15 protein-coding genes and 1 pseudogene are annotated in these 12897 nt (G+C 65.5%); 8 read left to right on the forward strand and 8 right to left on the reverse strand.

Annotation, left to right across the window (positions count from 1 at the left end; translation table 11 throughout):
- Positions 1-1413 carry an aminotransferase-like domain-containing protein gene (locus ACX80X_RS09200; protein WP_252607772.1) on the reverse strand — a complete coding sequence of 471 codons (1413 nt, stop codon included), beginning with the start codon at positions 1411-1413 and terminating at the stop codon, positions 1-3.
- Here ACX80X_RS09200 and ACX80X_RS09205 point away from each other — a divergent pair.
- Positions 1412-2404 (forward strand): DMT family transporter, encoded by a 993-nt coding sequence (locus ACX80X_RS09205; RefSeq protein WP_252613114.1) that lies wholly within the window; start codon positions 1412-1414, stop codon positions 2402-2404. The genes ACX80X_RS09200 and ACX80X_RS09205 overlap by 2 nt on opposite strands.
- Positions 2405-2408: 4 nt before the next feature.
- Positions 2409-3026, forward strand: coding sequence for an FMN-binding negative transcriptional regulator (locus ACX80X_RS09210; protein ID WP_252613116.1), 618 nt, complete (start codon positions 2409-2411; stop codon positions 3024-3026).
- A gap of 111 nt (positions 3027-3137) precedes the next feature.
- Here the strand turns inward: ACX80X_RS09210 and ACX80X_RS09215 are convergent, their stop codons facing one another.
- Positions 3138-3956: an SDR family NAD(P)-dependent oxidoreductase gene (locus ACX80X_RS09215; protein ID WP_252613118.1), complete on the reverse strand. Its 819-nt coding sequence runs from the start codon at positions 3954-3956 to the stop codon at positions 3138-3140.
- 140 nt (positions 3957-4096) lie between these two features.
- Here ACX80X_RS09215 and ACX80X_RS09220 point away from each other — a divergent pair, with 140 nt between their 5' ends.
- A complete protein-coding gene (locus ACX80X_RS09220) occupies positions 4097-4474 on the forward strand; it encodes a TfoX/Sxy family protein (RefSeq protein ID WP_252601236.1) in 378 nt (125 codons plus the stop codon).
- Between the two features lie 94 nt (positions 4475-4568).
- On the opposite strand, the gene ACX80X_RS09225 is transcribed toward ACX80X_RS09220, so the two are convergent.
- On the reverse strand, positions 4569-5972 hold the full coding sequence (locus tag ACX80X_RS09225; protein WP_252601239.1) for a GntP family permease: 1404 nt from the start codon (positions 5970-5972) through the stop codon (positions 4569-4571).
- Positions 5973-6053: 81 nt separating this feature from the next.
- Entirely contained in the window at positions 6054-6617 is a 564-nt protein-coding gene (locus tag ACX80X_RS09230) for a gluconokinase (protein WP_252601241.1), read from the reverse strand.
- A 191-nt stretch (positions 6618-6808) separates the two neighbouring features.
- Here ACX80X_RS09230 and ACX80X_RS09235 point away from each other — a divergent pair, with 191 nt between their 5' ends.
- Together ACX80X_RS09235 and ctaD are read left to right on the forward strand one after the other, a co-directional pair.
- Positions 6809-7543 carry a FadR/GntR family transcriptional regulator gene (locus ACX80X_RS09235; RefSeq protein WP_252601242.1) on the forward strand — a complete coding sequence of 245 codons (735 nt, stop codon included), beginning with the start codon at positions 6809-6811 and terminating at the stop codon, positions 7541-7543.
- A 94-nt stretch (positions 7544-7637) separates the two neighbouring features.
- Complete coding sequence (gene ctaD / locus ACX80X_RS09240) at positions 7638-9392, forward strand: aa3-type cytochrome oxidase subunit I (RefSeq protein ID WP_374209871.1); 1755 nt, start codon at positions 7638-7640, stop codon at positions 9390-9392.
- A 24-nt stretch (positions 9393-9416) separates the two neighbouring features.
- On the opposite strand, the gene ACX80X_RS09245 is transcribed toward ctaD, so the two are convergent.
- The 4 genes and pseudogenes from ACX80X_RS09245 to ACX80X_RS09260 all read right to left on the reverse strand — a co-directional run bounded on the left by ACX80X_RS09245 (position 9417) and on the right by ACX80X_RS09260 (position 11124).
- The gene (locus tag ACX80X_RS09245) at positions 9417-9617 is read right to left on the reverse strand and encodes a hypothetical protein (RefSeq protein ID WP_459311805.1); all 201 of its coding nucleotides are present in this window, start codon (positions 9615-9617) and stop codon (positions 9417-9419) included.
- 53 nt (positions 9618-9670) lie between these two features.
- Positions 9671-10033, reverse strand: a pseudogene (locus ACX80X_RS09250) (IS1096 element passenger TnpR family protein); the annotation flags it as partial.
- Between the two features lie 3 nt (positions 10034-10036).
- On the reverse strand, positions 10037-10726 hold the full coding sequence (locus tag ACX80X_RS09255; protein WP_252607766.1) for a hypothetical protein: 690 nt from the start codon (positions 10724-10726) through the stop codon (positions 10037-10039).
- Positions 10727-10920: 194 nt separating this feature from the next.
- Positions 10921-11124, reverse strand: a complete 204-nt coding sequence (locus ACX80X_RS09260) for a cold-shock protein (RefSeq protein WP_024365339.1) — start codon at positions 11122-11124, stop codon at positions 10921-10923.
- 259 nt (positions 11125-11383) lie between these two features.
- On the opposite strand from ACX80X_RS09260, the gene ACX80X_RS09265 reads away from it, so the two are divergent.
- Genes ACX80X_RS09265 through ACX80X_RS09275 form a run of 3 tightly spaced genes read left to right on the forward strand, consistent with a single transcriptional unit; the run spans position 11384 to position 12870 of the window.
- Complete coding sequence (locus tag ACX80X_RS09265) at positions 11384-12166, forward strand: alpha/beta fold hydrolase (RefSeq protein ID WP_459311807.1); 783 nt, start codon at positions 11384-11386, stop codon at positions 12164-12166.
- A gap of 48 nt (positions 12167-12214) precedes the next feature.
- Positions 12215-12481 carry a type II toxin-antitoxin system Phd/YefM family antitoxin gene (locus tag ACX80X_RS09270; protein WP_141139769.1) on the forward strand — a complete coding sequence of 89 codons (267 nt, stop codon included), beginning with the start codon at positions 12215-12217 and terminating at the stop codon, positions 12479-12481.
- The gene (locus ACX80X_RS09275; RefSeq protein WP_252613128.1) at positions 12478-12870 is read left to right on the forward strand and encodes a type II toxin-antitoxin system VapC family toxin; all 393 of its coding nucleotides are present in this window, start codon (positions 12478-12480) and stop codon (positions 12868-12870) included. The genes ACX80X_RS09270 and ACX80X_RS09275 overlap by 4 nt, the downstream gene beginning before the upstream one ends.
- Positions 12871-12897: the final 27 nt, after the last annotated feature.

Raw genomic sequence — 12897 nt, forward strand, 5'->3', positions numbered from 1 at the left:
CTAGGCCCCGTTGCGTTCAATCGCCTGGCCAATAATCCGGGCGCCCTCGGGAAAGGCGCCCGGATTTGTCCCCGAGTAGTTAAGCCGGATGAACGGGCCTGCCGGTTCGGCCGGGAACCATTCGTTTCCCCCGGCGATGATCACCCCGGCGGTTTCACAATCGCGGGTCAGCCGTTCGAGGTCGGTCCCGTCGGGCAGCCGCGCCCACAGGTTCAGGCCGCCCTTGGGCACCTGCTCGATATGCGCCTGCGGGGCGTGCTGGCGCAGGCTGGTGACCAGCAGGTCCCGGCGTGATTCGAGCTGGTGGCGGAGGCTGCGAAGGTGCGTCTGCCACCCGGGCTGCGTCACGACGTCGAGCGCTGCCGCCTGGAGCAGCCCGCTGACGTACATCGATTCGGCCGCCCGGTCCGCCAGGATGCGCTCCCGCGCCGGGCCGCGGGCGATGACCGCGGCGACGCGGATCGACGGTGACACGCTCTTGGTCAGCGAGCGCAGGTAGACCACGTGGCCGGAGTCGTCGCGGGAGGCGACGGGCACGGGGTTGGAGGTGATGCCGAAATCGTGCGCCCAGTCGTCCTCCACAAGGAACGCCCCCTTCGCGCGGACCACGTCCAGGACCTGTTCACGCCGTTCGGCAGACCACTGCGCGCCCGTGGGGTTGGCGTAGTTGGGCTGCGCGTAGAACAGCCGCGCCCCGGACTCGTCAAAGGCGCGGGCCAGCTCCGCCGGGTCCGGTCCGTCCGGTCCGCTGGGCACCGGGACAACGCGCACGCCGGCCTGCGCTGCGGCCAGGATGGCGCCCCAATAGGACGGCGATTCCATGAGCAGCGGCTGTCCGCGGCCGGCGAGCGCGCTGAAGATGGAGCTCAGCCCGCTTTGGCTTCCCGGGAGTACGACGACGTCGCTCGGGTTCGGCGGGGTGGTCCCGGCCGGTGTGGAGGCACCGAGTTCGTGCGCGAACCACGACTGCAGTTCGGGCATTCCGGCCGCGGGCGGACGGAACAAGGCAGCGTCACCGCGGGCTGCCCGGGCAATAGCGGCCCGCACCAGCCGCTCGGGCAGGAGTTCGCGGTCCGGATAGCCGGAGTGGAAGGAGATGGCATCGTTGGCCACGTTGCGCATGGTGCTGGACGCCGGGGGCGGGGGCGCCAGCGGGGAACGGAGGGCCGCCGTCTGCCAGCCGTAGTCGGAGGGACGGGCGCTCCGGACGGCGCGCACAAAGGTCCCGACGCCGGGCCGGCTCTCGATCAGTCCCTGTGCCGTGAGCGTCTGCAGCGCCTTCTGCACCGTGACGGGACTGGCCTGGTACTCGGCCACCAACGAGCGCGTGGAGGGCAGCTTCGCACCGGGCGCGGCCGAAGAAATCCATTTCTTCAGGTGCGCCACAATCCGGGAACTGCTATCGTTGTTCATGAGAGACAATAGTAGCGCTACTACACTTATTCGGCCAGTGATACCGCCCGGCCAGCCCACCGGCCTCTGGTGGGGCCTCGCCGGAGTAGCGGCCTTCTCCTTCACGGTTCCTTTCACGAAGGTGGCCGTCGAGTCCCTGTCCCCGCTGTTTATCGGGTCAGGCCGTGCAGTCGTAGCCGCCATTCTCGCCGCCTTCGCACTCGCCCTCACCCGGCAGCGGCTCCCCCGCGGCACGCAGTGGGTCCGCCTCGCCGTGGTGGCCGGCGGCATCGTCGTCGGGTTTCCCCTGCTGACCTCCTTTGCACTCACCACCACACCGGCCAGCCACGGCGCCGTCGTGATCGCCCTGTTGCCCGCCGCGACGGCAGTAGCTGCAGTTCTTCGGGGGCGCGAGCGTCCACGCCTGGCGTTCTGGCTCATCACCGGCGTGGGAGCGCTGGCGGCCATCGCCTTCGCCTCCATGCAGTCCGGCGGATTCGGGCAGCTGCACTCGGCGGACCTGCTGCTCCTGGGCGCGGTGGTGGCCGCGGCCATCGGCTACGCGGAGGGCGGCCTGCTGGCCCGCGAGCTGGGCGCCTGGCAGACGGTGTCGTGGGCGCTGGTGCTGGCGTCGCCGCTGATGCTGTTCCTGGTGGCGGTGTCCGTGGCGCAGCAGCCGCCGTCGGGCACACCGGTCCAGTGGCTGGCCTTTGCGTACCTCGGCGTGGTCAGCATGTTCCTCGGCTTCTTCGCCTGGTACAGCGGCCTGGCCATCGGCCCCATGGCGCAGGTCAGCCAGATCCAGCTTGTCCAGCCCGTGCTGAGCATCTGCTGGGCGGGCCTACTGCTCGGCGAGTCGCTGACGTGGAGCACGATCGTCGGCGGCCTGGCTGTCATCCTCTGCGCGGGCGCCGCGGTCCGGGTCCGGCTCAAGCCGGCATCCTCGCAGCCCGCCGTCCCTCACCCTGCCGAGCCTCTCGCCACAAGAACCCTCGAACCTGCAAAGGATTAGCACCATGTACACGCCAGCCCATTTCGAAGCCGGCCCCGACGCCATCCAGGAACTACTCACGAGGCCCGGCGCAGCGAACCTGGTCACCATGACGCCGGGAGGCCTGCTCGCCACGCTGCTGCCGTTTGTTTACGACCCCTCGGTGGGCGAACACGGCGCGCTGCACACGCACGTCGCCAGGAACAACCCCCAGTGGTCCGAACCGGCCATCGGGGAATCCCTCATGATCGTCCAGGGCGCGGACGCCTACATTTCGCCGTCCTGGTACGCGTCCAAGGCCGAGCACGGACGCGTTGTGCCCACGTGGAACTACTCCACGGCACACGTGTACGGCCAGCTCGTGATCCATGACGACCCGGCCTGGCTCGCCGGCCAGGTCAGGCGGCTGACCAACATCAACGAAGCAGACTTCGAGCACCCGTGGAGCGTGGATGACGCGCCGGAGCGCTATATCTCGGGCCAGCTGCGCGCCATTGTGGGCATTGAACTGGTCATCACCAGGATTGAGGCGAAGACCAAGCTGAGCCAGAACCGGTCCGCGGCGGATGTGGAAGGCGTCGTGGCCGGGCTCAGCGAACGCGGGGAGACAGAAAGCGCCGCCGACGTCGAGCGGGCACGCTGACTCGGTTCAGGCCCGGTCCAGCCCAACTAGGTAGCGCTAACTGTCGTTTTGAGGCCCCATAACGACAGTTAGCGCTACCTAGTTGGGATCCTGAACCCGGCACGCCAGAACCTAGCGGGCGACGAGCGCCTCGCTGGCCTCCCACAAACCCTGCGCCAGCTCGGCGTCGTACGCCTGGGCGTTGGCCTTGGCCAGGGCGCGCTTGGCGTAGTAGGCGCCGGAGATCCAGTCGGTGCCGGCGGTGCCGTTGCTGAGCCAGAGGAGGGTGTCGGCGCCCTGGTCCGGGGTGAGCATAAAGCGGTTGAGGAGCGTCTTGTAGGCGTGCCGCATGGGGCTGGTGGACTCTGCCGCGAAGTTGGTGCGGACCACGCCCGGGTGGAACGCCGCCGTCGTGATTCCCTGCTCGCCGAAGCGGCGGTGCAGCTCGCTGGTGAAGAGGATGTTGGCGAGTTTGGCGGTGCCGTAGGCGCGGTTGGTGGAGTAGGTGTGCTCCGATTTGAGGTCGAAGAGGTCCATTTTGCCGAAGCCGTTGGCCGCGCTGGCGGTGTTGATGACCTTGGCGTTGCTGGCGGTGAGGACGTCCATCAGCTCGGTGGTGAGCAGGAACGGCGCCAGGTGGTTGATCTGGAAGGTGGACTCGTTGCCGTCCACGGTGAGCTGGTGCTTGCCCATGATGCCGCCGGCGTTGTTGGCCAGGACGTCGATCCGCTCGTAGTCGTCCTTCAGCTGCGCGGCGAGCGTGCGGACCTGATCCAGGTCGGCGAAGTCGCTGACGAAATAGTCGGCATTGAGCTCCTTCGCGATGGCCTGCGTCTTCTCCTCGGAACGGCCGACGACGACCACCCGGTCGCCTGCCTGCGTCAGCGTCCGCGCGGCTGCCGCGCCGATGCCGTCGCTGGCGCCGGTGATCACGATGGTGCGTTGGGTCAAGGGGTGTCCTTTGGTTGAGGTGGGAACCTGGGAGGTGAGTGCGGACTCCTGCAAGCCTAGCGGTACGGAAATTCTGTCCCAGTCGACTGAGCGGGCATAAGCTGCACAAAGAATCACACCGCAACCCTGGGAGAAGCACCATGGAGATGGCCAAAGCGTCCGACGAAGCCAAGGAGCGGTTCCGCTCAGTAGTGCCGGACAACCCCGAGGTGGTCGTCAAGCCGATGTTCGGCAACCTGGGCGCCTTCGTCAACGGCAACATGTTCGCCGGACTGTTCGGTTCCACCATCGGGGTGAAGCTCTCCGACGCCGACAGGCAGGTGCTCGAAAGCACGGAGCGGACCGTCCCGTTCGGCCCGGCGGAGCGGCCGATGGGCGGCTACACCGGACTGCCGGAGGTCTGGAACGCCGAGGGCGACGGCGACGACGCGCGGGCAAGCGCCTGGCTGGAGAAGGCCTTCGAGTACGTCGCGCAGCTCCCGCCGAAAGCGCCCAAGGCGGCCAAACCGCGCAAGTAGCGGCGGACCAGGAGTACGACGACGGCGGGGCGCCCAGAATTTCTCTGGACGCCCCGCCGCCGTACTTCAGTCAGCCGTGGCTGGAATCAGAGCGCTAACCCGCCACGCCAGCGAGCAGGAAGAGGACCGCGGCGATGGCGAAGCCCATCACACCGATGAGGGTTTCCATGACGGTCCAGGTCCGCAGGGTGGTCTTGACGTCCATGCCGAAGAAGCGGCCCACCAGCCAGAAGCCGGAGTCGTTGACGTGGGAGACCACCACGGAGCCTGCTGCCACGGCAATAACCAGGGCGGCGATCTGCATGCCGGTCAGTCCGGCGGTGGCCACTGCCGGGGCGATCAGGCCAGCGGTGGTGGTCAGGGCCACGGTGGCGGAACCCTGGGCGATGCGCAGGATGGCGGCGATCAGGAAGCCGGCCAGGATCAGCGGGATGCCCAGGTTGCCCAGGACATCGGCCAGTGCGTCGCCAATGCCGGAGGCACGGAGGACGCCGCCGAACATGCCGCCGGCGCCGGTGATCAGGATGACGGAGCAGACCGGCCCCAGCGAGGATTCGAGCAGCTTCTCGATGGCGCCAGCGTCCTTGCCGCGGCGGGCGCCCAGGACAAACACGGCCACCAGTACGGCGATCAGCAGGGCCACCGGGGTTTCACCGATGGTGCGCAGGACCTGGAACCACTGCTCGCTCTTGACCGAGTCGGACAGCACGCCGGAGGACGCAAGGGTGTTCAGGCCGGTGTTGATGAAGATCAGGACGAGCGGCAGGAGCAGCAGGCCGATGATGGTGCGGAAGCGCGGCGGGTGGGACTCGGCTTCAGCGCTGGCGTGGCCCAGGATTTCCGGCACCGGGAGGACCAGCTTCTTGCCGGTCCAGAGGCCGAACAGGTAGGCGGTGACGTACCAGGTGGGGATGGCGGTGATGAGGCCGGCGATCAGGACCAGGCCGATGTTGGCATCAAAGAAGGCAGCAGCGGAGACCGGGCCAGGGTGCGGCGGGAGGAAGATGTGCATCACGGAGAACGCACCGGCGGCCGGGAGGCCGTAGCGCAGCACTCCCCCGCCCAGGCGGTGGGCCACGGCGAAGACGACGGGCAGCATGACCACCAGGCCGGCGTCGAAGAAGATGGGGAAGCCGAAGATCAGGGAGGCGAGGCCCAGGGCGAACGGGGCACGCTTTTCGCCGAACACGCCGATCAGGTAGTCGGCCAGCACCTTGGCGCCGCCGCTGGTCTCAACGATGCGGCCGAGCATGGCGCCCAGGCCCACAAGGAGGGCCACGGTGCCCAAGGTTGTGCCGAACCCGTTGATCAGCACAGGAACTACCTGGTTGGCGGGGATTCCGGTGGCGAATGCGGTGGCGAGGCTGATCACGATCAGGGCGACGAGTGCGTGCATCCGCAGCTTGATGATCAGGAACAGCAGCACAACAATCGATGCCGCGGCGATGAGCAGCAGAGGTCCTGCGCCCAGCGTTTGGGTCCATCCTTCGATGACCATGGTTCTCCTTTGAAACAGAACTAATGAAATATTGGGGGAAAATCGGGCGGGCTCAGCGGCCCGGCTCAGCAGGCGCTGAGCTCAGCTGGCGCTGAGCTCCAGGTGAGCACCCGTCGCCAGGCCCGCGGGAAGCTCGAGGCCAGCCAGAACGGCGGTGACGATCTCCTCCGGGGAATTGGAGATGTCCAGGCGTTGGCTGCCGGCGGCAAGTTCGTTGCCGGTCAGCGGTTCCAGGGTGGCCAGCTGGCTGGGCAGGAGCGTGGGCGGCATAAAGTGGCCTTCGCGGCCCTGCATGCGCTGGCCGATCAGGTCGGCCCCGCCGTCGAGGTGGATGAACAGGACCCGTCCCTGCGCGTCGGAGAGCAGCTCACGGTAGCTCTGCTTAAGGGCGGAGCAGGTGAGCACGGTGCTCTTCCCGGCAGCGGCATGGGCGGTCATCCAGCCCTGGATTTCCCGCAGCCAGGGCCAGCGGTCCCCGTCCTGCAGGGGAATGCCCTGGGTCATCGTGTCGATGTTGGACTGGGGGTGGAACTCGTCCGCTTCGGCACAGGCCCAGCCAAGCTGCTGGGAAAGAGCTGCCGCAATGGTGGACTTGCCGGAACCGGCAACGCCCATCACCACCAGGTGCGTGGCTGGATACTGCATATTTTACCTCCGAAGAAGACGCCGTTGGCTAAATGAAGAAAGCTCATTGCGCATCCCACACGGAACTGCGCCGGGAGATAAGGTATCACCATTTCTAACCATAGATACTATCTTTTGGTGTCACAAGTCATACCTTTGGGAATTTGTCGGTACGATTGGAGGGCGCACAGGCGCAGAGGAAAGCAGGAAAGATGTCGACGGCGACACCACCGGACGCGGATGACGCGCACGACGGCGGGGCCTCCCCCGCCATGCATGAACGCGTTCTCGAGGCGGTTGGCGTCGCCATCGCGGCAGGGAGCCTGCCTCCGGGCAGCCGGCTGACCCTTGAGGGCCTGCAGCGGGAGTACGGCATTTCCCGCACCGTTGCACGGGACACCATGAAGGTCCTGGAGTCCATGAACCTGGTGTATTCGCGCCGGCGGGTGGGCATCGTGGTCCAGGAGCGCAGGCTGTGGAATGTCTTCGATCCCAAGCTGGTGCGCTGGCGCCTGGGCTCTGTCCGGCGCGATATTCAGTACAGCAGCCTCACGGAGCTGCGCATCGCCGTCGAGCCCATTGCAGCCGCAGGTGCTGCCCGCCGGGCGAGCGCCGCGGAACGGGCCAAGCTGGTTGCCCTGGCTGCAGAGCTGCGGCGACTGGGTGAGGCCGGCGAACTCGAGGCGTTCCTGGCCGTCGACATCGAGTTCCACTGCCTGCTGCTCCAAAGCTGCGGCAATGAGATGTTCACCGCGTTGGAAGGCATGGTGGCCGAGGTGCTCACCAGCCGGACCCAGCAGGGCCTGATGCCCTTCAAACCGCGGAACGAAGCCTTACAGGCCCACGAGGATGTTGCTGCAGCGGTGGCCCGTGGAGACGCGGTGGGGGCGGAGACCGCCGTCCACCACATCCTGGACGAGGTCCGGAACGCGATGGGCCTGCACTGACTCTTTCGGGATGCCGCGTTAGTGAGTAGCCTGCAATTAGGGGCTCATGCAAAGGGCCCATAGCTGTCATGCAGAAGTATCTGTGAGGTGGAAGATGGCCATCACTGGACATTCACGAATGGGGACCGGCTCAACCGCTGCTCCTGCGGTAGTACCCCGGCGCAAAGGCGCCATGGTGGTCAGCTGGATCACGTCCACTGACCACAAGGTCATCGGGTACATGTACCTGATCACGTCGTTCGTCTTCTTCTGCCTGGCTGGAGTTATGGCCCTGCTGATCCGGGCCGAGCTCTTCGAACCTGGCATGCAGATCCTGCAGACCAAGGAGCAGTACAACCAGCTGTTCACGATGCACGGCACCATGATGCTGCTGATGTTCGCCACCCCGCTGTTCGCCGGCTTCGGCAATGTCATCATGCCGCTGCAGATCGGCGCCCCCGACGTCGCCTTCCCGCGACTGAACGCCCTGGCCTTCTGGTTCTTCCTCTTCGGCTCCACCATCGCCGTCTCGGGCTTCATCACCCCGCAGGGCGCTGCGGCGTTCGGCTGGTTCGCCTACGCGCCATTGAACAACACCACATTCACTCCCGGCGTCGGCGGTGACTTGTGGGTCTTCGGCCTGGCACTGTCCGGATTCGGCACCATCCTGGGCGCCGTCAACTTCATCACCACCATCATCTGCATGCGCGCCCCCGGCCTGACCATGTGGCGGATGCCCATCTTCACCTGGAACACGCTGGTCACGGCCATCCTGGTGATCATGGCCTTCCCGCCGCTCGCCGCAGCACTGTTTGCCCTGGGGGCGGACCGTAAGTTCGGTGCCCACATCTATGATCCGGAGAACGGCGGCGCGGTTCTGTGGCAGCACCTGTTCTGGTTCTTCGGACACCCCGAGGTGTACATCATTGCGCTGCCGTTCTTCGGCATTGTGTCCGAGATCTTCCCGGTCTTCAGCCGCAAGCCGATCTTCGGCTACAAGGGCCTTGTCTACGCGACCATCGCCATTGCAGCCCTGTCCATGACCGTGTGGGCACACCACATGTACGTGACCGGTTCGGTACTGCTGCCGTTCTTCGCCTTCATGACCATGCTCATCGCCGTACCTACCGGCGTGAAATTCTTCAACTGGATCGGCACCATGTGGGGCGGATCCCTCACCTTCGAAACCCCCATGCTCTGGAGCCTCGGTTTCCTCATCACGTTCCTCTTCGGCGGCCTGACCGGGATCATCCTCTCCTCCCCGCCGCTGGACTTCCACGTCTCCGATTCGTACTTTGTCGTGGCGCACTTCCACTACGTGGTGTTCGGCACCGTGGTGTTCGCGATGTTCGCAGGCTTCTACTTCTGGTGGCCAAAATTCACCGGCAAAATGCTCAACGAGCGCCTCGGAAAGATCCACTTCTGGATGCTGTTCCTGGGATTCCACGGAACCTTCCTGATCCAGCACTGGCTAGGGGTCATGGGCATGCCCCGCCGCTACGCCGACTACCTGGTGGAGGACAACTTCGCCTGGATGAACCAGTTCTCCACCATCTCGTCATACCTTCTCGGCGCCTCGATGATTCCGTTCTTCTGGAACGTCTACATCACGTGGCGCAGCTCAGAGCGCGTTGAGGTGGATGACCCGTGGGGCTTCGGCGCCTCGCTCGAATGGGCCACGTCCTGCCCGCCGCCGCGCCACAACTTCACGTCCCTGCCCCGGATCCGTTCAGAGCGTCCCGCCCTGGACCTCCACCATCCGGAGCTCAGCGTTCGCGCGCACGAAACCACGCACAGCCCGGCCGCGGCCGCCCTGGGTGCTGCGGATATCGGCGAAAAGGACGTACGCAATCCGAACCCGGACGAGTGACCGGGTGGGGAGCGAAAGCCAGCCCTAAACCGAGCGGCCCACAGCCTGGACCGCCAGCAGGAACTTCACGCCGCCGTCGGTTAGCAGTGCCCTGTCAAGAGGCCCCACTTTGGGCGCCGTCAGGTGCAGGCACTCGAAGTTCCAACGCACCACGCGGTTGATGTCGCTGACCCACTCGTCCGGGATGGGATGGCCGGACCGGGTGACAAACCCGGCGGCCAGCATGGCGCATCCGCGTGTTCCGGATGCTTCGGGTCCGCGACGATCTGCAGCAGTCGCTGGTAACCGCGGGGCCCGCCGAAGGCCTCCACGGGTCCGCGGTTGGCGCCGTCGACGCACAGCAGTTCCCCGGCCGGAAGGTCCGCTGAACCAAACACCTCCACGTGATGCGTCCAGCTATCGCCAAAGTCGTACTCGTATTCCAGCGCGCTTCCCGGCTTTTGGGCATCCAGCAGTTCGGAAAGGACGACGCCGGAGCCGGCTCTGCGTCCAGATCTTCCGTGAGGTCCTGGGGACCCACAATCTCCCGCGGCTTTCCGGCGCGGTCCTTCCAGCGGATGGCGTAGAGGTGGCTGTTTTCCCAGCCGAAGGCGGGAACGGAAAGTTGCATGGAGGCAGTCCTGCAGGGTGCGGCCGGGGATCCGTCATGGTGCAGGCTCAACGGACTCAACTGACTCAACCGCATAGGGTTTGGTGGCCGACCGCCGCAGCGGATGACGCAGGCGCACCTGGTACGGACCGTTCCGGAACGTGGCGCGGGGGTCCAACTGGACAAGCACGAGTGGTTCGTCGCTGGCGGAGTCCAGCCGCACCACCATGCCGTCACGCCGCCCGTCCACCCACAGCGGGGTAGCCGGCTCCACGGCGGTTTCCTTAAAACGTTCCCGATATTCCTGCCCTGCGGCCAGGAAGAGTATCCCATGGGCCAGCCCAATGACTTTCAGCGGGACCACGGCGTCAGGCGGTGGGGGTTCGGGGGTGGGCCGGGCTTGCTGGTGGTATTCCTGCGCAGCTGACGCCCTGGCTGCCTTCGCGTGCCGGTTGCATTCCGCGCACCGGGTTCGCTCCCCCACAGCGGCCAACAGGGTCACTAGCAGTCTTCTGGGGGCGTGGTCCCAGCAGTCGGCCACCACCGGACACCACGCCGTGTGATAGACCGTCCCGTATTTCATCACATAGACCTGGTCATCGCCCAGTACGGGCAGCCCCTCCCGGCGGGCGGCGGGCTCCACCGGATTGAGCTCGCCGAGGCCTCTGGTCTCTGCCTGGGCGGGGCGGCTGCCGTTGACGAACTTGCGGATGAGCGGACTGAGTTGACGTTTTGGTATTGGCACGAAGTGCGGGCCTCTCTGTGCGGCGGGATGGACTCGATCACCCCCCTGCTTGCCCACTGACTATCTTGAAGGGGTTTCTCGGAAGTTGCCAGTCGGGCGCTTTGAAGCACATCCGGGTTAACAAAAGCAGGGCCGGTCTAATGACCGGCCCTGCTTTGAAAATGAAACCCTAAGGCCCCAGAATCTCTAAAGAATTAGAGTGCCTGGATGTTGACGGCCTGGGGACCCTTGGGGCCCTGCTCGGTTTCGAAGGAAACCTTCTGGTTCTCTTCGAGTGAGCGGAAGCCGGAAGAGGCGATCGCGGAGTAGTGAGCGAAAACGTCCTGTGAGGAGTCATCGGGGGAAATGAAGCCGAAGCCCTTTTCAGCGTTAAACCATTTGACGGTACCAGTAGCCATTATTTTTGTCCTTCGTGAAGGTGGAGGAAAAGTCCCGACTTTCGGGTCCTCCGGTGTGGGGTGTTCAAAACCGCTACTTCAGAAAGACGCGGACTTTCGACCGCGCGTACTGCCTGAACTACCAACCGCATAAACACAACAACAGGATCAACACTACAGGAGATTTTCCGAACCATTTACCACCGGCCAACGAGACGGGTGGTTGAGCCTCCAGTATCCGGTGGTTGAGCCTGTCGAAATCCAGGCGTACCGTTCTCCCATGGGACCAATTCGGGCCATCCTTCTACCGGGCGCTGTACTCCCCGCCCAGGCCGCCTTCGGCGGACTCATCGCAGCCCTCGGGCCGGATGTCCAGGCAATCGCCAAGGATCTCGCGCTCTACGCGGACGATGGGCCGCCGGCGGACTGGAGCCTGGACACAGAGATCGACGGCGTGCTGCGCGAAGCCGATACCCGGGGATGGGAGACGTTCCATCTGGCGGGCTATTCAGGTGGCGGCGCGGCGGCGCTGGCGTTCGCTGCCAAGCACCCGGGCAGGCTGCTGAGCCTGGCGCTGCTGGAACCTGCCTGGGCCGGGAACTGGGACTGGAGCCCTGCGTACACGGAGCTCCGGAAGAAGTACGAGCAGTTGGAAACCCTCCCGCCGGAGCAGTTCATGTCCGCCTTCATGAGGCTGGGAGTTAAGCCCGACGTCGTCCTTCCGCCGCCGCCGGATCCCCCGCCGCCGTGGATGGCCAACCGGCCGGCGGGTATCAGGGCGTTCCTGCGGACCTTCAAAAACTATGACCTGGAGAGGGCGCGTTTGGCTGCCTTTCGCCAGCCCGTCTACTTCGCCTTGGGCGGCCTGAGCAATCCCCATGACTACGGCGATATCGCCAGCCGGCTGTCCAGGGTCTTCTTCCCGGACTTCCACCTGGAAGTGTTCCCCAAGCGCCACCATTTCGATCCGCCACACCGGATCGAGCCCGAGCGGCTGGCTGAATTGCTCCGGCGGCACTGGGAGCGGGCGGTGGTTGAGCCTGTCGAAACCCACGGTGGTTGAGCCTTACGCTCAGACGCAGCAGTTGCTACGCTTGCTACGGAGGTAACCATGGCGACCATTCCACACCGGGAACTGCGCAACCAGAGCAGCAAAATCCTGGAGCGCGTTAAGAACGGCGAAACCATCGACGTCACAAACAACGGCGAGATAGCCGCTACATTGATTCCGCCGTCGGCGTCGCCCTTTGAGCGGTTGCTGCTGGCGGGCCAGGTCCGCCCAGCCGCCAAGGGGCCGGTCGATTTCCAGACGCTGCCGCGCGTCCCGTCAGAAGCCGGCACTGCTGAGATCCTGGCTGACCTCCGCGGGGACCGGTGATCATCTACCTGGACACGTCGGCTGTCCTCAAGCTTGTGGTCGAAGAGCCAGAATCATCCGCGGCCGCCCATTACCTCTCAACCGCGGCAGCCCAGGGCCACCAGCTGGTGGCTTCGATGCTCCTCTATACGGAACTTCATTGCGCGGCCCATCGCCGCGGATTTCCCGGCGAGCCCGTCAATACGGTCCTGGGAGCCATTAACCTGGTCGATGTTGCCCGCTCGGACCTTATGTACGCGGCGGCCCTGCCCGGCATGCTGCGAAGCGCCGACGCCATACATCTGGCCGCGGCCATCCGGCTGCAGTCCGACGTAATGGTGGCGTATGACGCCGAGCTCCGGGCTGCTGCCGTCGATGCGGGCATCAACGTCCTGTCCCCCGGTGGTTGAGTGCGCCTGGCGGTTGAGCTTGTCGAA

This window comes from Pseudarthrobacter sp. MDT3-1 (assembly GCF_054510755.1).